13 protein-coding genes are annotated in these 19303 nt (G+C 56.3%); 4 read left to right on the forward strand and 9 right to left on the reverse strand.

Translation table 11 applies throughout. The annotated features are described in order from the left end of the window. The 3 genes from VNX88_04770 to VNX88_04780 all read right to left on the reverse strand — a co-directional run. A partial coding sequence (locus VNX88_04770) for an AMP-binding protein (protein HWY67954.1) occupies positions 1–2326 on the reverse strand: 2326 nt, incomplete at its 3' end. A gap of 346 nt (positions 2327–2672) precedes the next feature. Beyond that, entirely contained in the window at positions 2673–3719 is a 1047-nt protein-coding gene (locus tag VNX88_04775) for a hypothetical protein (GenBank protein HWY67955.1), read from the reverse strand. A 1322-nt stretch (positions 3720–5041) separates the two neighbouring features. Next, positions 5042–6562, reverse strand: a complete 1521-nt coding sequence (locus VNX88_04780; protein HWY67956.1) for a hypothetical protein — start codon at positions 6560–6562, stop codon at positions 5042–5044. 343 nt (positions 6563–6905) lie between these two features. Between VNX88_04780 and VNX88_04785 the strand changes: the two genes are divergently transcribed. Continuing rightward, positions 6906–7340 (forward strand): hypothetical protein, encoded by a 435-nt coding sequence (locus VNX88_04785; protein ID HWY67957.1) that lies wholly within the window; start codon positions 6906–6908, stop codon positions 7338–7340. A gap of 456 nt (positions 7341–7796) precedes the next feature. Next, positions 7797–8477 carry a DUF1877 family protein gene (locus tag VNX88_04790; GenBank protein HWY67958.1) on the forward strand — a complete coding sequence of 227 codons (681 nt, stop codon included), beginning with the start codon at positions 7797–7799 and terminating at the stop codon, positions 8475–8477. Between the two features lie 204 nt (positions 8478–8681). On the opposite strand, the gene VNX88_04795 is transcribed toward VNX88_04790, so the two are convergent. Continuing rightward, positions 8682–9293 carry a hypothetical protein gene (locus VNX88_04795; GenBank protein HWY67959.1) on the reverse strand — a complete coding sequence of 204 codons (612 nt, stop codon included), beginning with the start codon at positions 9291–9293 and terminating at the stop codon, positions 8682–8684. Between the two features lie 881 nt (positions 9294–10174). Then, a complete protein-coding gene (locus VNX88_04800; protein HWY67960.1) occupies positions 10175–10756 on the reverse strand; it encodes a hypothetical protein in 582 nt (193 codons plus the stop codon). A gap of 78 nt (positions 10757–10834) precedes the next feature. On the opposite strand from VNX88_04800, the gene VNX88_04805 reads away from it, so the two are divergent. Further along, complete coding sequence (locus tag VNX88_04805; protein HWY67961.1) at positions 10835–11518, forward strand: TetR/AcrR family transcriptional regulator; 684 nt, start codon at positions 10835–10837, stop codon at positions 11516–11518. Between the two features lie 588 nt (positions 11519–12106). Here VNX88_04805 and VNX88_04810 read toward each other — a convergent pair. From VNX88_04810 to VNX88_04820, 3 genes are all read right to left on the reverse strand, one after another. Continuing rightward, positions 12107–14551, reverse strand: a complete 2445-nt coding sequence (locus VNX88_04810; protein HWY67962.1) for an ABC transporter permease — start codon at positions 14549–14551, stop codon at positions 12107–12109. Positions 14552–15575: 1024 nt separating this feature from the next. Beyond that, positions 15576–15986, reverse strand: coding sequence for a hypothetical protein (locus VNX88_04815; protein ID HWY67963.1), 411 nt, complete (start codon positions 15984–15986; stop codon positions 15576–15578). 94 nt (positions 15987–16080) lie between these two features. Next, on the reverse strand, positions 16081–16581 hold the full coding sequence (locus tag VNX88_04820; GenBank protein ID HWY67964.1) for a DUF3291 domain-containing protein: 501 nt from the start codon (positions 16579–16581) through the stop codon (positions 16081–16083). A 426-nt stretch (positions 16582–17007) separates the two neighbouring features. Between VNX88_04820 and VNX88_04825 the strand changes: the two genes are divergently transcribed. After that, the gene (locus tag VNX88_04825; GenBank protein ID HWY67965.1) at positions 17008–18180 is read left to right on the forward strand and encodes a TIGR03118 family protein; all 1173 of its coding nucleotides are present in this window, start codon (positions 17008–17010) and stop codon (positions 18178–18180) included. 99 nt (positions 18181–18279) lie between these two features. On the opposite strand, the gene VNX88_04830 is transcribed toward VNX88_04825, so the two are convergent. Next, positions 18280–19149, reverse strand: coding sequence for a DUF6731 family protein (locus VNX88_04830; GenBank protein ID HWY67966.1), 870 nt, complete (start codon positions 19147–19149; stop codon positions 18280–18282). Positions 19150–19303: the final 154 nt, after the last annotated feature.

Genomic DNA, 19303 nt, shown 5'->3' on the forward strand with positions numbered 1-19303 from the left:
TACCCACGTAGAACATTTTGCGGAAGATCCGAAATGGGAGATAGCTCATGATCAGAGGCGCGTCCATGAAGCTTTGATGGTTGGGCGAGAAGATGAAAGATCCATTTTGCGGAACTTGTTCAAGACCAGTGATCCGAATTCGGTAGAGCACCTGGCATAAGTAGCGCGCCAATCGCGCAGCAACAAACCAAAACATAGTGAAAAGCGGTGACGGCGCGAGCGTTTCGCTTACCTCCTTATCACTTGTTTCCGAGGCGAAGACAGACTCCCATCCACTACGTTTGCTGGCAGTTGCTGACGTATCACGGTGTTTAAGCAGCGTGTCTACAAGCTCGCGCACGGAATAAACATTCGCCACCTCTGAATCGTCAGGATGTGCGTTCAGCGCGCTTTCCAGTGCAACGACAAGCTCTACGCGCTCCATAGAGTCGAGCCCAAGGTCAAGTTCCAGGTTATCGCCCGGATGGATATCGCCTTGCTTTTTGCTTGCCGAGCGGATCACGGTCATTGCTTGCTCGTGAGCGGCGAGCCACAACCGATCTTCATCGCTGAACTTGCGCTCGGCGGAGAGCGACTGCGCCTCGCCTGCACCCTTCTCGTTCTGCACGACGCGCTGTCGGATCTGGAAGCGCTTCAGCTTGCGCGTGGTGGTTCGCGGAAGATCCTCCTGCCAAATGTCGTAGCTGAGAATGCGCTTGGTGCTGGGGAGCTTTGCGGAGAGTCCCTCGACGTCGAAGCGAATCACTTCGCGCGCGTTTACCACCTTGCGCTGGCGCAGCGCGTCAAAATTGGGAACGATCACTGCATGCAAACGTTCCGCGATCGGCTCACCAGGACGGCTTTCGAGGCCCATGACGCAGATGTCCTTGATCAAAGGCGACTGCAGATAGTGTGCTTCAACCTCTTCGGGGTAAATATTCTTGCCATTGCTCAGGACGATCACATCTTTGCTTCGTCCGGTGACGAACAGATTGCCGCGAGCGTCGAGATAGCCGAGATCGCCCGTGTGCAACCAGCCGTCTTTTAGAATTTCGGCTGTCGGCTCAGGACGCTTGTAGTAGCCCTTCATCACGATCGGGCCGCGAATCAGGATTTCGCCGGCTCCGTCTTCTGCATGCTGATCGCTGCGCTCGATGCGCACTTCATTTCCTGGAAGAGGCTTGCCAACGGAGCCAAGGACGTTGTCGCCCGGCGGAGTCAAAAATGCGCCGCCGCTGGTCTCGGTAAGGCCATACGCCTGCAGCACACTGAAACCCATGTCTTCAAGATCGCGCCCGATCTTTGCATCAAAACGCGAACCTCCGGTGATGAAATGACGCATCTTTGTTCCCAGACGGCGATGAACTTCGCCGAAGAACATCCTTCCCGGGTTGAGACCGACGACATTTCCCGCGTGCGCCACTGCCAACAACAGGCGAAAGCCCAGCCGAGCAGCTCGTCCGCGACTCTCCACCTCTCTCATCACCCTCTCGTGGATTAAATAGAAGAACTGAGGGACGCAGGCGAAGAGAGTAATCCCGCGTTCCTGTAATGCACGGAGTAGTTCGGTTGTGTTTAGGTTTTCCAGGTAAACCACACGCGCGCCGATCGAAAGCGGCAATAGTAGATTCGCCATTTGCGCGAGCGCGTGGAAGAGCGGGAGGACACCTAGCAACGCGTCGTCCGGTGTGACTCGCAGGGTTTTGAATACGGCGTCAGCTTCGGCGCTAAGGTTCCCGTGTGTGAGCATCACGCCTTTGGGATCGCTGGTAGTGCCGGAGGTGTAGAGAAGGACAGCAATGTCAGCTGTTGATGACTGCGATGGCGTGAGCGCGACGACCTCTTCCGAGAGCACTTGATCGAAGTTTGGCAGTGCAGAATCAGTACGGGAGTCGATGACAAAGACCCCGCCTGGGGTGAAGGCGGCGGCCGGATCCTCGCTAATTGAGTTCCAGACAGCTTTGCCTAGTTCGGCGTGAGCCGCATCCACAAACAGCATCGACGCGCCGCTGTCCTTCAGCAGCTTGGCTACTTGATCGGGTTTGAATGCCGTGTCGAGTGGCACCGCGACGCATCCTGCCGCCATGACTGCGAGATAAGCGGCAACCCAACGCGGGCTGTTGGCGGCCAGGATTGCGCATCGCGCGCCGGCGGGAATGCCCTGGCTCTGAAGCCATGCGCCAAGATGCTCTGCGACACGGAGCAGCTCGGCGTACTTGTAACTGATGTCGGTAGCGGAGAATGCATCGAGTGGCGAGCTGTCGGAAGCTGTGCTCTGCAGTTCCACCGCGATGTGATCGGGAAATCGAGTGGCGGTGTCAACGAATCGCTGATAAAAGCTCTGCATGAAGTTTCGCGCAGAAATCTGCGGCAAGAACCTGGAAGTAAAGCAGCCAGAATTTCGGTGCGGCAATCTTATTAGCTCGGCCATAGGAGGACAACTGTACAAACTGCGAAAGAACTATTCGTCCATGAACTCACAGATATGCTCGATGCCGAGCAAAAGCTCGTCGAGGCGTTAGGACAGCTGGCAGAGGATCACCTGGATAAGCGCAACTACAGAAGGGATTTCAGCAGCATCAGGCGCAAACTGAGAAGCAGGTAGAGCGACTCCAGCAGATTTTCGAACAGCTTGGAGAGCAGCCGGAGCAGACCAAATGTAAGGGCATCAAGGGGATGATCGAAGAGCGCGGCTATTTCCCAGCCGGCGAGGCCACAATCAACCCTGGCAATTGACCGAGACTCGAGTGCGCCAGATAAACCGTGCCGTCCTTCGTGACGACTCCATTGCGAGCGCCCTCGTGAGTGGGCACTTGTGCAACCAAGCTGAGCTTTCCTCCGGCGTCAACTCGGGCTACCGTGAGCCGCGCGTCCCTGGCAGCGCCCACATAGAGTGTGTGCGTGGCAGGCGAGTAGCTGAGATCATCGACGCCCTTGCCAGTATCGATCGACGATAGCTTCTCCCCATTGTGTCCCGCATCCAGAACCTCCGCCTGCGTGCTGCAGGCAACGAACAAGAAGCCGCTGTCTTGATCCAGCGATATGCCGTGCGGGCCGTCCGCGCCGCATGCTGACGGCCACTTCGCGACGGTCTTGTGCGTCTTGAGATCGATGGCGGTGGTCAGGTCCTTGTCCTCGTAATTCATGTAGAGCCGGCCGCGCTTGGCATCGACCGCGTATCCCTCGGGTTGACCGTCGAAGGTCAGTTTTTCTTTCTGATTCAAAGTCTGGCTATCCAGAATGCGCACAGACTTGTCGCGCGGCGCGGTGACCCAGACTTCTTTCGTAGGCGCCACATAGACTACACCGTCGGGCGTGGAATCGATGTGTCCACAGTTCTTGCGCGCAAGCGTCTTTTCATCGACGGCGCACACACTCGAGTCGGCCCGGTCGCCGATGTACACCACGCCGTCCCCAATCGACACTCCACTGGGTCCCTGAATGCGCTTTCGCCCTCCGAATTCCACTTCGTTTGTAGGAAAGCCCGAGATCTCACGGACGGAGCCGTTGCTGGTGTCCACCACATCCACAGAACCAATGTTGATCGCCGGAACCCACACGTATCCCGTTTTGGGATCATAGGCGATGTAATCCATGGTAATGGTTCCCTTGCCGTGATCGGGAAGGGCCAGGGTACGAGTGGTATAAGTCGCACTTTGGTCGCTCGCAGCATGCAGCGCAATCGCGATTGCGCCAACGGCCACCGTAACGGCTATCAGAAGAGAGATGCGCTGTTTCATGGCTGGCATACTAACACCCTGGGCGCTAGGCCAAGGCGGGTGGGATTTCGCAAGGATTACTGCCCGTAGTCAAATTCACTGTTTTTTCACTGTTAAGGTTCAGAACAGTGAATTGAACAGTGAAAAGAACAGTGATTTTTTTTCTGAATCGCAGACCCGCATGGGCACTGGGGAAAACGAGTGGGACCAGGGAAATAACAGTGGATTAACAGTGAATTTTATTCGACGCGAGTTCCTCGACTTACTCGTCCTGCATCTGCCCGCGATTGAGCATGCATCGACATGAGGCAGTGCCACTCAGGATCTCCTGACGGCCTGTCTGTCCAAAAAACCATTTTCGACCTGATCCCCAAATCTAAAGGACTTAGCGTGCGAGATCCCCGACGAATCCCCGAACTGCGTGGGGATCTCCGGGGATTAATCCCCGAGAGCGCCGGGGATCTCCCGGGGATATTCCCCGAGTCAGTCGGGGATTTCCTGGGGATCTAGCTTCGGATTTTCCGCAGCGAGGAAGCTCGACTTGAACCTGCCTCCGGCTTTCGGCAGCCCCGTCGGCTTCGTGGCGTTCCAGTTCGAGAATTCCAAAATGGGAGTCTACGCACAGCATCGCTCTTCGCATGATGCCGCGAATCGCGCAGAAAAAGCAAGGTTCATCCGTTGCTCGCAGCATTTTTCCACCCAGACATATCAAGAACTTGCGCGCAGCCGAAGAAATATGTTTGTTATCCGTCGCTCCAGAAGCTTTCTCTAGCCAGGCAGGCGCTTGACTCACGCAAGTTATCCGGAGACGAGGCAAGGTTCTTTGCAGACCTCAATCACCTGTTTATGACAGTCGAAGGCGAATCGAGCGTGGCTTCTTACCAGACGCCCGGCCATGTTGCGCCTGAAGTGGTCAAGGTTATCGCCGAGTGGATCAAAGCGCGCTCGAAGTGAACCGCCGGAAAGCAGGATGTAACCGAATTGATGGGCGCACTTCGGCGATTATTTATGACTGCGGCGAATACGATGAGAGCCAAAAGAGCACCGATAATTACCCATGCGACAGGCTTCGCGAAGTTCAGAGTGAATGGAATCCCGGTGCGGTTTGGAACGAATAGCCGTGGTTCCTCGTGATTGTAGTAAAAGATGAACAACTTCCAGTGAGCTGGATTTGTATCTCTGATGAACATCGCCTGGCAGCCATTTTACGCCCTTCGAGCGCCCTCTCTCTGACAACGTACTGTGACGAGCTGAGGCACAGCCGGTAGCCGCTGGGTCCACGGTTCCGCCTCCGCTGCACACCCAGAGGCTACCGCCGCCGGTACTGCCAGTACAGATCGTCCTTACCACGAATAGTGGACGGAATAGCTCACCTTCTTCTCTCCGTTCGGAGGCACTGGCACGCGGAACTCGATGGTTTGCGAATCCAGTTGCCTGAAGTCGTCGGACTTCTGGGTGATCTTCCAGTTGTTCCAGCGATAGAGATGCTCCACGACTCGCACTTCCACTGGCGTTGTTTTGTGATTGCGCAGCGTGATATCGAAGCTTTCGTCTGCCCACAGCCGCGTTGTATTGACCTGGAAATCTGTGCGTACGCGTTGGCCGACTATGTCGAAGGCGTTGCCGGTGTAGAAGCGGACGTCTTCATCGGCGGGGGTGTGGTCGATCTTGTCTTCTCCGGTGAACTCCATCTGGCCGTCGTTGTCGTGGCGGTAGAAGCGGACGCGTCCGGCGGGCAGCGGCATTCCCAGGTTGTTGGCCTTTGCGTTCTTGAATTCCAGCATGACCCACACCTTGGGATTCGAGCGGATTCCGTATTCGGCATTTCCGCGGATCATATCCGGGTTCCAGCCGCGGTATTGGTCGTCCAGCTTGACGCCGTCGTAGACGTAGAGCCGGTTGGCGTGCACGCCGCTTGCGCGGAGAAACTCAACTTGCTTGGTCTCGCGGTCGCGCAGTGTGGTCGCGCGTGCGAGCGTGTAGAGATGGTATTCGTCGAAGGTCTTTTGCGTGACTGCAGGCTCGTTGCCGCTGATTACTCTCCCACTCGCTCTTAGCTCCACTGCGCCTCCTGTGCCGACATCCTGGATTTTCGACACATCGCCGGCCATCAGCTTGATATGCGCGTTCTCGAAGGTCTTGCCGCTCTGGTTGTCGAGTGTTACCCAGCCCACGATGTCCATGGTGTCGCTGGTCTCCGGGGCTACGATGTTGTAGTCCGCCTTCCAGCTCATTCCCCCGGAGACGTAGGAGAGTTCGGCCGTGCGCTGTCCGCGGGCCTGCGACTCCAGCTCCCAGTCGAACGCCGGCTTCAGGATGGTATCGGTTCCTAAACTGGGAAACTGCGGCAGGCCCGGAAGAGAGAACTGCAGCTTGCCGTTCACCTCGATGATCGGCTGGCCGGAGCCGCCGTAAGCCATCGCGCTCTGCGCCATCTGATACTGAGGGCCATATTGCTGGTATGCGGCGTAGTGGGGGACGTATCCGCTGCGCACGATCTTGCCCGGAATCGTCTCCTGATGACCTTGTGCGTCGGTGCGCAGAAAGTCGATGGTCTTGCCCTCAAAGAGGGAGAGCAGCAAGCCGTCGGAGATGGGATCGTTGCGATAATTCTGTTCCAGAACCCTCAGGTTGCCCCCGCGAAGGTCGCGCAGCACCACGGAGTCAGGTTCAGCGTGGGCAGTGATATCGCTGAAGGAGACATGCGTCACGCCTCCATTCAGCTCGAGCGGAATCGTCTGCCGAACTACGGCGAACTTCTGGTTGTAAATCGTAAGCGACGGCGGCTCCGGTTGCGGCTCGGCCGCCCAAAGTGGAACCAGTAAAAGCGAAATGCTTAGCCAGACTGCGAGGATTCGTGCCATGTTGTCGTCTCCGGTGGTGCTTTCCAACTATGAACTCTGAACGAGCGAGGCGGGAGTACTTGCGCGGATGACAAGGAAAGGGAAAGAGCAGGTTACAGGCGAGGGACGGCACTCAGCGTCGATCATTATCGAACTGATTCGCCGTATAGGCCTGCCGCAGTGAGAAGCCCCAGCGCCGAAGGCGCGACATTCAGGTAGCCCAGCGAGGGGTCAGCCGTGAGCTTGAGCAGCCGCCGGCGCCGCAATGGTTTGAGAGCCGCCGTCAACGCGCGATGCTGAGGTCCTGGTTCTTGGACGCCACGGTTACGAAACTGCAATTCAAGGAAAAAACGGTTTCGTGTGTATGGTGGAACGTTCCTGGATTGCTGGAATTGATGACCCGAACTTTTGGAATCCTAGGCTGCGTGCTCCGATCTGCTTGAATGCGGCCGCCGCGCGGTCCTACCTTCCCCGCACGACCAAGAAGACGGACTTGATACTGGCTGGACGCACGAAAGCTCAAATGATTGAGGCCATCGCCGCCGCAATCGACAAAAAGGAATTACCGACGGCGGAACCGGGCGCGATGTGCTACATGCTGTCAAAGCAGGGCTACTTGAGCGATCGCGACGGGCACTGGCATCCGCACCTTATGTTTTTCGCTCCACAAACGGACCCTGCGGCATGGGGAGCAGATCTGCCAGGCTCTCCGATCATCGCCTTCAACGACACCTGGGAACGCCTGACCACGTTCCTGATTCCGGTGCGACAATGGTCGGACGGAACCGATGACCGCTAAGGATCAGCTCTGACGTTTCGACGAGAATGAGGACAGCCTGAGAGCCTGTCGGAGATAGATTTTTGCGAACCAAGAATCAACAACTTACAAATAATCGAGTCTCTGTAAGTTATTGATTCCTGATTCGGGAATCGTTCTAGGGGACAGTTTCGGGTTTTCCCAAAAAGCAAAATCAAAAGAGTAGTGCCAACCGTTCCCGTTTGCGCACCCTGCGAAACCACGCAGACCGGGGTCCCCGGCAACTTGGTTTTGTTGCCGGGGTGGGAGAGTGAGGCACCCGCTGTTTGGACGACCGAGACAAGGGAAAAAATCAAGGGTCGGCCACCCGACCCAAGATTCTGTGTCTTGGACCAGGCGTCCGCTTGTTCCCATTTTGGACCTTAGCCCTTACTTAAGTAACTCCAACGAGCGTCCCGTTTCTGTTAGAGTGCGTCAACGTCTTACGAGGAGCACTCAATGGGAATGGTCGCAGAGTTCGAGCAAATAACCTCGCAACAGCTCGAAACGTTTCTTGAGAATCCGAGGGAAGCTTACGACTACATTCTCTCCGAGCTCTACGACAATCCCAAGATGACCGAGCACATGCGAGTGATGTTAGCGGGACTGCGGGAGCATGCGAAATCCGATAAGCTGCCACAGCTGGCAAAAGATCAATTTGTGCACACTCTCGCGAAGCTGGAGGCCCAAGTCGAAAGACAGACCGGCTTGAGGCTGGTGAAGTCGCAGAGCGGCGATCCGCAACCACCCCCACGAAAGAAGTTCTCGCTGGAGAAAAACTGGCATGTCCTGCACTATGCGCTCAACGGAACGGCTGAAGGCGGCAAGGGGTTCCTAGCTGATGCGGTAATGGGTGGAGCACAGATTCCCGATGTGGATGGAGTCATGGGATACGGACCTTTGAGGTACTTCCGCTCACAACACGTGAAGGCAATTGTGCGAGCGTTGGAGGAAATAGACCCTGGCACCCTTCTCTCGAAACTGGATTACGCGGACGCACAAGGCAAGAAAATTTACCTGGCTCATACCCTGGACAACCTCAACGATTGGTCGTACCTACCCGATCTATTCAAGGACTTTCGAGCCTTTTATACCGATGCAGAACAAAGCGGCAACGCAATGTTGCTATGGATCACCTAAAGAGTCGTGATGGTCGCACTCTTGACGTAATCAAAGCTCTGCGTACCGACTGATGCGCAGCCCTGACGGGTGGCGCACCCTTTTTCATTCTCATTTCGCTTCTTTGATTCCCGTTGTGGACTCATGAGTACGGCACCCGCTGTTTGGACGACCGAGACACCGGCAATGTTTTCATGCGCAGCCCTTGCCGTGACAGGGCTGCTGCTATGTGTATTTTCTGTATCGCCTCAAATCCGTCAACAGGTGGTTAATGTGGCCGTATTCATAAGCGAAGATACTTTGATGGGTACTACCCACCACATCCAGGTACTCCACGGAACCGAATACAAGTCCGTTTTTTACGCCCGCGACAATGTCGATCCATTGATCCGCAAAATAGTCAGCAATACCAAAGTGGTCGAGCGTTACCGGGCTGTTTGGCAGCACCAGAACATTTTGGCGCGTGAACTCCAAGAATTCTCCGAGTCTCTCTGGCTTCGGTTCGTTGAGATCCAAGGCTACAACTCCGAATTTGAAACCGGTGATTATCGCCAAAGTGCGCCCGTAGTTCGTTACTTCAAACCCATAGTTGTCGGCTATATCCTTAACGAAGCGTGGTTCAATCCAGGCTCGTTCGCTATGAACCAAGGCATTGGCGCTTTTCGTGGCAGCATCGGCACCCTTAGTTGCTGCATCCGCGCTCTTACTCATGTGCTCAGTGGCCTTAGTGGCAGCCTCGGCGCTCTTGTACATCGCTCTGGCTGCATTGGTAGCAGCAATGCTTTGTCTAACAGCCTCCTCAATCAGTTTTGTAGTTTGCTGCCCGGCGCCTTGCATTTGTCCAACTTGCGCCTCAATCGCCTTAAGGGTTCGCCAAGCGAACAGAACACCCAACCCGACGACGATGGCGGAGAGCCAAAGCGGGAGAATGTCCGGCGCGAAGACACGTTTGATGTAGCTGGACTTGTGCTCTTCGCTGGATGTTACGGAGGCCTGTGTTATTTGAGCTACGCCAATAGAAGACGCTGGCTACTGCTTTTGGGAGGATTGTGTACCTTGGGAAGCCTTGTGTTGCTGATCTATTTGGGGAGCAGAAGATATTAACGCCACACACAGCAACATGGCAGCAATCATGCGCCGCAATTCTAGGATGTGCCCAGCAGTTCGGCAATGCTCCAAACGTGGTCAGCGAGTCCGGCCTCCATTGCCGGAATGACTCTTAGACTCGAATGAACTGCGGTTGCGATTATCCACACCGTCATTGTGACCCGGGGTGGGTGCAGCGGCGAGCGCCGAAGGCGCGCTATTCCTGTAGCCCATGTGCGGACGAGCCATGGGAACGCGTTGCCAGATTCGGTCCGAGCCCCTTAGGGCGGCATTCATCGGAGGCGTTCGATCCGGACGATCTCACGTGGCATAGGAATGCCGCCCTGCGGGCTCACAATGTTTTTCACCTGAGTACCCATGGCTCCATCGCTCATGGGCTACGGGAGTGCCGCGCCTGCGGCGCTGATTATCAGTTCGATGGAAAAAGCAAAACAATAAGGATGGACCACCCAGCCGCAGCATTATTGGCCGTTCGCATCCGAATGTCTCGGGCGGCGTCGTGAAGCGCATGCTGCGAAACCACGCAGAATGCGGCACCCGCTGTTTGGACGGCCGAAGCAAGAGGAAAATCAAGAGTCGGCCGCCCGCCCCGCGGGTTGGTTCACACTCGATTAATCCAACCCGCAATGGGTGCAGAGCGGGAGCATGACGCCGATGGCAATCCGCGTGTCGCCGCCGCTCCCGAAGGTATTCAGGGGGAAGCGGTGTTGAAGCTCGATGTAGGGAGACCAGGTATAGCGAGCAATTCGATCGTCGGAAAGCAGCGCGATCATCACCTTCGCACTGCTGTATCCATGGAATCCGTCTCCAAATCGGCGCCCGAAACCCGGTTCAGCGTAGAGTCGCACATAGTTTCTCGAGGGATTCGACTGTGGCCGTGGAAATCGGAAGACCGGCAGCATCGCGGAAAATTCTGCCGAGAATCCATTGTTCGACTCAACGCGGTCGTATCCGAGATCCAAAGTCCACCAAGACGCTCCAAGCTTCACGCCACCATACGCGGATGGTTGGCGCTGCGGATTGGCCCCAAGTCCACCACCGCCTTCAGTCGCCAGCAGCAACGAGAACCACTTCGATAAGTCTTCCGGAGGAGGTGTCCTAGCGGCGCTCGTGCTTGTAGTGGTCTGAGCGCCTGCCCCAACGACGAGGGCTGTAAGCGAGACGGCAACCAGCAAAGTTGTCTTGTTCACCATGCCTCCTTGGACGCGTGGATGGGGGACTCCCAAGATGTGCCCGTTTGACAACTCGCAATATATGAGTAAAGCTCATATTTGGCTACTCGGATTCCGGAAGCTACCACGCCGGTGAAGCGAACCCCGCAAATCGCTGATTTCAGACGCAGAACGCCGCGCCAAACCCGCGCTAAGGACACAGTCGATGTCATTATTGAGGCAACGGCTCAGATTTTGCAGAGGGAAGGTAGGTCAACACTTAACACGAACAGAATCGCCGAGCGAGCTGGAATCAGCATTGGGACGCTTTATCAATACTTCCCAAACAAGCAGGCTATTCTGATCGAGATTGCACGTCGGGAGATCGAGCGCGATCGAGCGGTAGTAGCCAGGGCGATCTCTCAAGCCTCGGAGAATTCTGGCGTCGATCCGGCGCGCATCGGTGTGCGAGCTCTGATTACTTCGCAGAAAAAGCAAAGCAAAGTACGTCGTGCCGCATTCGATGCTTTGCTAGCGGAAGGTTTCAGCCAATTCGGGCTGGAAAGCGCATCGGCGTTTCAGCAGATTAACGAGATGATTGGCACGCACCGTGAGCGCCTGCTGTCAGATCGTGCCCGCTATCCCTCGCCTCTAATGTTGTTTGTCATCTCTCGCGCTATCACTGGAGCAATTCGCTCCGCGATCCTGGAGGATTCTCCGTTCCTCACCACAAGCGAGTTCGAAGACGAATTGGTACATCTCATTCGTGGTTTCTTTCGAAAAGGAAAAGACAGAGACAAGTAACTGTCCGCCGGGTGGCCGACCCTTTTCACTTGCCTTAGTTTTTGTGATCAGTCCAAAACTGCCGGGTGCGCCACCCTTCATTTTGTTTTTTGTTTGCTGATGAACCCATAAAGTGGGTGCCGGGTGCCCCGGCATATTTCCACTTGAATTTCTGCCAAGGCGGGTGGCCCGGGGCGCCACCTTTCATTTTTTTTTGCTGATGAACCCATAAAGTGGGTGCCCTACTCTCCGCGCCTTTCGGAGGGTGGGCTGACACGCTGTCTGCAGTGCCATCGGCTGCGGCTGATTTCGCTTTCCCATTCGCGGAATGCCGCTGCCAGTTCAGTCTGCACTACTTCTTTCTCACAGAAGGCGAATGCGCGATAACTACTCCAGCGCCACAGGAAATGCAGATTCCCGCCGCCGTGAAAACGTAGCAAGCCTCTGGGCACGGCTGAGCCCTTATACAAACCGAAAATACAACCCCAAAGTTGCACACCTCATCGCAGCCCGCCCTCTGAAAGTCACAGAGGGGTAGGGCACCCGCTTCATCAGTTCATTACGGGAAAAGCAAAAGCAAGGGCAGGGCACCCGGCAAGGCGGTCGCATTCATTCCTGTCTCAACGCAACAATCGGATCCACCGCTGCTGCTTTCCGGGCTGGCAGATAGCTCGCTGCCATGGCAATCATGAAAAGCAGCAATGACGCGACGACGAAGGCAAAATAGTCCATGCCACGAATTCCGTAGAGCCATGCACCCAGCAGGCGAGTCGTTCCGACCGCGAGCAGCAGGCCGGCGGCCACGCCAGCAAGGCTCATGGTGATGCCCTGGCCGATAATGAGCTGCAGAACACTCTTCAACTGAGCACCGAGTGCCATGCGGATGCCGATCTCACGCGTGCGCGTCTTCACGTAGTACGTAAGCACGCTAAACAGCCCAACCGCACTGAGACACAGTGCGATGATCCCACAATAAGAAATCACCGTGCGCGATAACATCACCGGCATGTACTCGACTTCGATCTGTTCCGACATGGGCATATCTTCGCCGATAGGAATGTTGGCATCCATAGCATGGATCGCGCGGCGAATGTCGGGCAGAGCCGCCTTGGGATCGGATTTCACTCGCACGGCGAGCCGCAGATCGCCCTCTTTGCCGGGATCGCTTTGCCAAAGTGGGAGGAAGAGATATGGCGCGGCAGGCTGCAATGCATTGGCTGGCTGGATATCGGCCGCTACTCCCACGATGCGGGTCGGTCTTTGATTCACGATTACAGTTCTGCCCAGGGCAGAGGCATTGGGCCAAAGCCGCTTCGCCAGTGTGGCATTGAGAATTGCGACGGATGGCGCCTGGGCGTCATCTTCGGGAGCAAAGTCCTGGCCTTCGAGCAGCGGAATCCGCAATGTGCGGAAAAATTCTAAGCCGATGTCATGATGAAGTACTTCCAGGCCTTGCGTGGACTCTCCGGGTAAGTTCACGTTCACCTCTCGCCCGCTTTCCCAGTGCCAGATCAAACCTTGGCCGCCATGCACAGAGGTCACGGCTTCGACTCCCGGAAGTGCTTTTAGATTTTCTACTACTCGGCGAAAGACTTCTTCATTCTGTTGCGGAGTATAGTGAAGCAGCTCGGGACGAATCCTCAAGACAGCGACGTGCTGCGGATCGAAATTTGTTCCGCGCTGTAGCGACTGGCCGCTGCGTACCATCAATCCTGCAGCAATCAGGAGCACCAGGGAAAGCGCAACTTGCCCAGCGACCAGCGCTTGCCGGAAACGCCCGCTTCGCGAAGCTGCGCCGGAACCAGATCCCTCTTTGAGCTGCGTGATTAGATCCAGACGCGTAGCCTGCAGTGCTGGAGCGAGGCCAAACAGGATGGCGGTGAAGATGGAAACGGCGAAGGAAAACGCAAAGACTCGCCAGTCCAGGCGAAGATCATAGAGATGCTGAAAGCCTTCGCTGTCGACGTTATAGAAACTCTCCAGCGCGTTGCGGCCCCATAGCGAAAATCCCAGGCCGAGGGCGCAGCCGGTGAACGACAACAGCAGGTTCTCAGTCAGTAGCTGCCGTGTGATCCGCGCCCGGCTTGCTCCAATGGAAAGTCGAACGGCTATCTCCCGGCCTCGGGTCACGCTGCGCGCCAGCAGTAAGCCTGCCAGGTTCGCGCATGACACCACCAGCAGCACGGCGGCGACGGCCATGAGAAGACGCATCTGAGCGGCGAAGTATGGGCGCTCGTCGGGATCAACTCCCATCATGGGAAATACACCAATCTTCCGGGGAGGATAGTTCCTCGGCCAGTCGGCCGCAGACCAGACAACAATCCGGCTGAGCTCATCTTCGGCCTCAGCTCGCCGACGTCCTGAAGCCAGCTGCCCGATCAGGTCATCGAAGACCCTGCATTCAACCTGTTGCGCACAGCCGCCGTAGCCGTGGAGGTGCAGCATCATCGATGGCATCCACAGCTCCTCTGGAGTGCCGGCATGCACGCCGCCAAAGCCCGGCGGTGCCACTCCCACGATCTGCAGCTCAGCCCGATTCACGGTTATCCGGCGTCCAACGATTTGTGTATCGCTCCCGAAACGGTTCTTCCACAATTCCGCGCTGATGACCGCAACCGGATCTCTATCCGGAACCAGGTCTTCCTCGGGCATGAAGAACCTTCCGATCAAGGGTCTTACGCCAAGTGTCGAAAAGTAGTTAGCGGAGACGAAGGCGCCTCGCGCTTCCAGAGCCTCGCCTTGCAAGACAAGATGGAGTTGCGCGACCGTAGATTCCGCCGCGAGCGAAACGAATGACGTGTTGTGGTTGCGAAAAGAAATGTACTCGGGATAGGAGAATCCAGCACCGTACGCATGTCGGCCCTTGGCGAAGACTTTCACGATCTGATCTGGATGGTCCACGTCGATGGGCTTCCAATACAGCGCATTGACCAGACTAAAGATCGCTGTGTTTGCCCCAATTCCCACACCGAGAATCAGCAGCATTACGAGAGTCGCCAACGGCGACTTAAGCAAGATGCGAACCCCGTATTGAAGATCGTGCACTATCGTCATGCTGGCTCCCTCGGCAGCCACTCGGAATGTTATGCATGTCTGCTTCCTGTGGCAGAGGATCTTTATCTCGTTGAATTTCAGGCCTATATAACACCAGGGAATCTCTGAGCTAAGTATGAGTGTCGTTCGCTGCCGGAATGCTCTGTCCGGAAACGCACGGGATCAGAGACGGAATGGTCGATTAAGGGTGAGGGTCACCTCTGCGCTGTTGAGGCTGTTACGAAACTCAAAAAATTCAAGTTATATTGCGCTTTTGCCGACTGCCAACCCAACATATTGCGGTTTCGAAAGAGGAAATTCGAGTTTCGTAACAGCCTCGATGTCCGGAAAGGGTGCGCTTTCACAACGGTTGCAGGTTGGACGGGTGGCCGACCCTTTTTCACTTGCCTTTGGTTTTTGTGATCATTCCAAAACTGCGGGTGCCGCACCCTTCCCACCCCAGCAACAAACAGCCGAAAACAAGACACAGGATCCCATTCGGCTTCGCTCAGGGCAGGCTCTTCGGCAGGCTCAGGACGACAACAGTTGCTGGGGACCCCGGCCTTCGTGGTTCGAAGGGTGCGATTATCCACACCGTCATTGTGACCCCCGGGGGCGCAGCGGCGAGCGCCCAAAGTGCGCTATTCCTGTAGCCCATGTGCGGACGAGCCATGGGAACGCGTTTCCAGATTCGGTCCGAGCCCGTTAGGGCGGCATGCATCGGAGGTGTTCGATGCGGACGATATCACGTTCCATAGGAATGCCGCCCTCCGGGCTCACAATGTTTTCATCTGAGTACCCATGGCTCCATCGCTCATGGGCTACGGGAGTGCCGCACCTGCGGCGCTGGTTAGCAGTTCGATGGAAAAAGCAAAACAATAAGGATGAACCACCCAGGGCGGGTGGCGTACCCTGTTTTGCCTTTTCTGCCTGCAACATCTAGAGAGTGGGTGCCGCACTCTCCGCCCCAGCAACAAATAGCCGAAAACAAGACACAGGATCCTTCGGCAGGCTCAGGATGGCAACAGTTGCTGGGGACCCCGGTCTATTCCGCCTTCGGTTCCGGCACTCGCACGCACCACATAGTGCCGTCCACTCGTCCTCTGGGATCTTCTTTCGTGTTTAACCTTATCCCGCTGGTACCGGCGATGTGTTGAGCATAGTGACCGATATATTTGCTCAAATCTCCAGTCGTCCAGTCGACTTCGTGCTTCTTGCTCTCGTACACAAACTGGCCTGAGGTCTTTCCTGTGGTGGTTGTCAAATCCAGAAATTCGTAGGCGTCATTCGGACGTAGCCAGATGTAGGCCACTGGGTCGCCGTACGGCGACGTGTTTTCCTGCGGTGGATAGCGCCGACATTGAAACTTGCCGATTGGCGTTCCCGCGAGAGCAGGCAGTGTGAGGATCGCAAGCATCACGGTTACTAACCCGGACTCCAGGCAGCGTTTCAGCATGTTCCCTGGATTATAGGGAATATCACGGGAGTCATAAACGTTCTGGGCGGTGCGAAAATGTGACCATCTCCGCGTCTTCAGGGCAGTTAAGAATTCAGGTTGCTGGACACGGCTGAAACGACGACCAGTCGATCGCTCGCTGGAAGGACTCATCCGCCGGAAAGACGGTTTTGAAAGTAAACGCAAACTGGGTTGGGCCATGAGCTTCGAGATGAGCGAGCCGCTTCCTGGCTTCGTCGACCCCGGGAATGTGTCCAGCTGGAACCCACCACAACGCCAAATACGTTCCGGCGAACTTGGTGAACCACTCGTGCCGGTGCCGCAGCAGTTCGGAATGCACTGTGCGATAGACGTAATTCTTCAGTGCCTCGACACTTTCCCATACTGACATATTCATGAGAATGCGATCGTCGTTGTAGGGACGGAAATAGGTCGCGTTGCCCTCGGAGGTTTGCAGGCGCCATACGAATCCCGGAGCGCGATCGGCAAGCGCATTGAGTTCGTCGAGGCGCGAGACGAAGCCTGCCATCTGAGGATCGTCTAGAAGAGCAACAATTCGACCAATGTTGATTTGCGCGACGTGATACCGAGGCATCGGCGTTCCTCCGCGAGAGAAATGATGCGGCGATTATAAAGAAGCACTCAGCAGTCGGGACTGGTTTGCACTCCACTGGCGCGAGAAATGGTGGGACGGATGCGGGTGGCCCAGCCTTTTCCCATTTCTAGCAGCGCATCCTGGCGCCGTTTCCTCCGTGACCGGAGCCTGCCCTGAGCGTAATCGAAGCGTGTTCGCTCCTGATGTCGCTCGTGCCGGAAACTCACTAGCCAGCACAATCGCCGAGCCGTCTCATCACACCCTTGTGCAGAGTAGGTGGATGAATTGGCGGGTTGCGGTAGTTCTACTTACGGGCCCCGAAGCGTTCGCGGTTTTCGCCCCATGGAGTTCCTGATCGTCCCAACAGTCGCGCATCCCGTCACTTCCTTTAAATAACCGCATTTTCAGCAACGAATGGAGAAATATATGCAGTTGCATCCGCTTACTTGGCGTATCGACGCCTTGGTCTTTTCTGTTGTGCTGGCGCTTACCAGCGCCGCCTCGGCCCAACAATATAAGCAAACCAACCTTGATTCCGACATTCAGGGCCTTGCGTCGAATCCGCCTGCCGGCCAACCTGACCTGCCGCTGCTCAACCCCTGGGGGATTACTGCCGGCCCCGGCAGCCCTTTTTGGGTCGCAGATAACAACGGCGGCGTCTCAACTCTGTACAACGGAGCCGGAGTGTTGCAGGGCCTGATCGTGAATATTCCTCCCACGGTAAATGGCAAAGGGACGGGCACGCCCACAGGCACTGTCTTTTCGGGAGGCCTGGGATTCACGGTTCATGGAAACGGAGCCACCGGCGCGGCTGCGTTCATCTTTGTAACGGAAGACGGAACCGTCGTTGGCTGGGCGCCGTCGCTCGGACCTGATCTTCCCAATGATGCCTTTGTCACCGTGCCCAACCAAAGTGGGAACGCGGTCTACAAGGGTTGCACGATCGCCAAGGTGAGTCCGAACGGTTCCACCTATCTGTATGTTGCAAACTTCCGCTCGGGCCAGATCGAGGTCTATGACACGAACTTTGCCCCGGTGACGTTGAATGCCAAGGGCGACGACGGCGATGATCGCGCATTTCACGATGGCGAAATCCCCCGCGACTTCGCTCCTTTCAACGTTCAGGCAGTCGGTAGTGACCTCTACGTAACCTACGCGAAACAGAACAGCACCAAGCATGATGATTTCGACGCTCCCGGTTTGGGATTTGTCGACAAGTTCTCGCCCTCAGGCAAGCTATTGCAGCGACTTCAGCACGGACCGTGGCTCGACGCTCCCTGGGGTGTAGCCCTGGCTCCGGCTAACTTCGGATTCTTCGGCAATCACCTGCTCATCGGCAACGCCGGCAGCGGACAGATCGCCGTCTATGATCCGGGAAGCGGACGCTTCGATGGATTGTTGCGCGATCAAAGCGGACACGCCCTGCAGAACCAGCGCCTTTGGGGATTGCGCTTCAGCGATGGCACCGGCGCACAAGCCTCAGCGCCAACCAACACACTCTTCTTCACGGCCGGCGTGAACGACGAAGCCGATGGCCTCTTCGGAACCATCACTCCAGCCGACAACGCCACACCAGAAAACAACCGCGACGATCACTAATCCCACTCCGCGAGGGTGACGACGGCCACGTCGTCACCCCGGTTGGGTGAGAACCGGCTGGGTGGCCCAAGCTTAGGAGGGACGTCCAGTTTCCTGGGCCTAAGCGGCGCGCGATCGGAGTTGCGTGGACAGATAGACGCGACTGGTATCGAACGCTTTTCGGATTGAGTCTTTCAATAGCCCGGTATCCGTGTGGCGGGGCGCGGCCTCGGCCAGAGCCTGATGTCCTCTGAATTGAGCGTCAATGAAATCCACGATTTGATTTTCTCCGGCCTCGTCTTCACCGTCCACTTCGAGTTTCTCGAGATGCTCGCTGTCCAGTCGGTCGAAGAGGGCCTCGACGGTGTGCAGGATGGCTTCCTTGGATAAGGACTGAGATTTCGGAAGCACACCGACTTCAATTCTGACGCGCCCTCCCGCCAGCTCCCGTACGAAAGAAGCCAGCCCCTGGAGACTGGACTCAAGATTGTCAAAATATTCGGCAGCTTGCGGCGATGCTATCGTCAGGATGAATCGTCGCGGCTTTTTTAGTTTTTCCAGACGGGTCATCGCATCTTCATTCAGAACTGGCAGGAAGACGAAACCGGTATAAGCAGCCCAGTTGACGAGCCGGGCGAACGCAGAGTGGCTCACGTGAGGCGATCGTTGGAACACCAGGGTGTTCAATTCTGAGTCATACAGAAACGCGCAGGGCTCCGCCACGCTCTGGTGATCCGAAAGGGTTAGCCGATCAAGCGCGCCTGTCCGCGAATCCCCTGTTGGGGGCAGATTTCGCATCCGGTGCCGCGAAACCAAGCCGACCGTCTGGCCGTTTCGAGCTTCTGTGTCTGACACGTCGAAGTAGAACGCACCGTAATCTACGCGACGCGCCTCCATTGGCGTCTCGAGAAGTTTTTGCAGGGCAGCAGAAAAATCGGCGCCGTTGAGCGCCGAAGGGATGAAGAAATCGTAGCTCAGTCGTGTCGTCATACGCGCACGTTAACCCCATTTTGTTCGGAGCAACTAGCCAATATGGGACACGTACCTAAAGATGCACCGGGTCATCGTGGCTTGAGAACCATGGCTGGGTTGGGTTAAGCCGCCGCAGGGATCGCGCATTGAATTGAAATGAGTGTCCTGGCGG

Source organism: Terriglobales bacterium, assembly GCA_035567895.1.
Taxonomy (GTDB): domain Bacteria; phylum Acidobacteriota; class Terriglobia; order Terriglobales; family Acidobacteriaceae; genus Gp1-AA112.

Excerpts from the sequence above, each read along its gene's own strand:
- VNX88_04775 (HWY67955.1), bottom strand. The coding sequence starts at position 3,719 with ATGAAACAGCGCATCTCTCTTCTGATAGCCGTTACGGTGGCCGTTGGC.
- VNX88_04780 (HWY67956.1), bottom strand. The coding sequence starts at position 6,562 with ATGGCACGAATCCTCGCAGTCTGGCTAAGCATTTCGCTTTTACTGGTT.
- VNX88_04785 (HWY67957.1), top strand. The coding sequence starts at position 6,906 with ATGGTGGAACGTTCCTGGATTGCTGGAATTGATGACCCGAACTTTTGG.
- VNX88_04790 (HWY67958.1), top strand. The coding sequence starts at position 7,797 with ATGGGAATGGTCGCAGAGTTCGAGCAAATAACCTCGCAACAGCTCGAA.
- VNX88_04795 (HWY67959.1), bottom strand. The coding sequence starts at position 9,293 with ATGCAAGGCGCCGGGCAGCAAACTACAAAACTGATTGAGGAGGCTGTT.
- VNX88_04800 (HWY67960.1), bottom strand. The coding sequence starts at position 10,756 with ATGGTGAACAAGACAACTTTGCTGGTTGCCGTCTCGCTTACAGCCCTC.
- VNX88_04810 (HWY67962.1), bottom strand. The coding sequence starts at position 14,551 with ATGACGATAGTGCACGATCTTCAATACGGGGTTCGCATCTTGCTTAAG.
- VNX88_04815 (HWY67963.1), bottom strand. The coding sequence starts at position 15,986 with ATGCTGAAACGCTGCCTGGAGTCCGGGTTAGTAACCGTGATGCTTGCG.
- VNX88_04820 (HWY67964.1), bottom strand. The coding sequence starts at position 16,581 with ATGCCTCGGTATCACGTCGCGCAAATCAACATTGGTCGAATTGTTGCT.
- VNX88_04825 (HWY67965.1), top strand. The coding sequence starts at position 17,008 with ATGCAGTTGCATCCGCTTACTTGGCGTATCGACGCCTTGGTCTTTTCT.
- VNX88_04830 (HWY67966.1), bottom strand. The coding sequence starts at position 19,149 with ATGACGACACGACTGAGCTACGATTTCTTCATCCCTTCGGCGCTCAAC.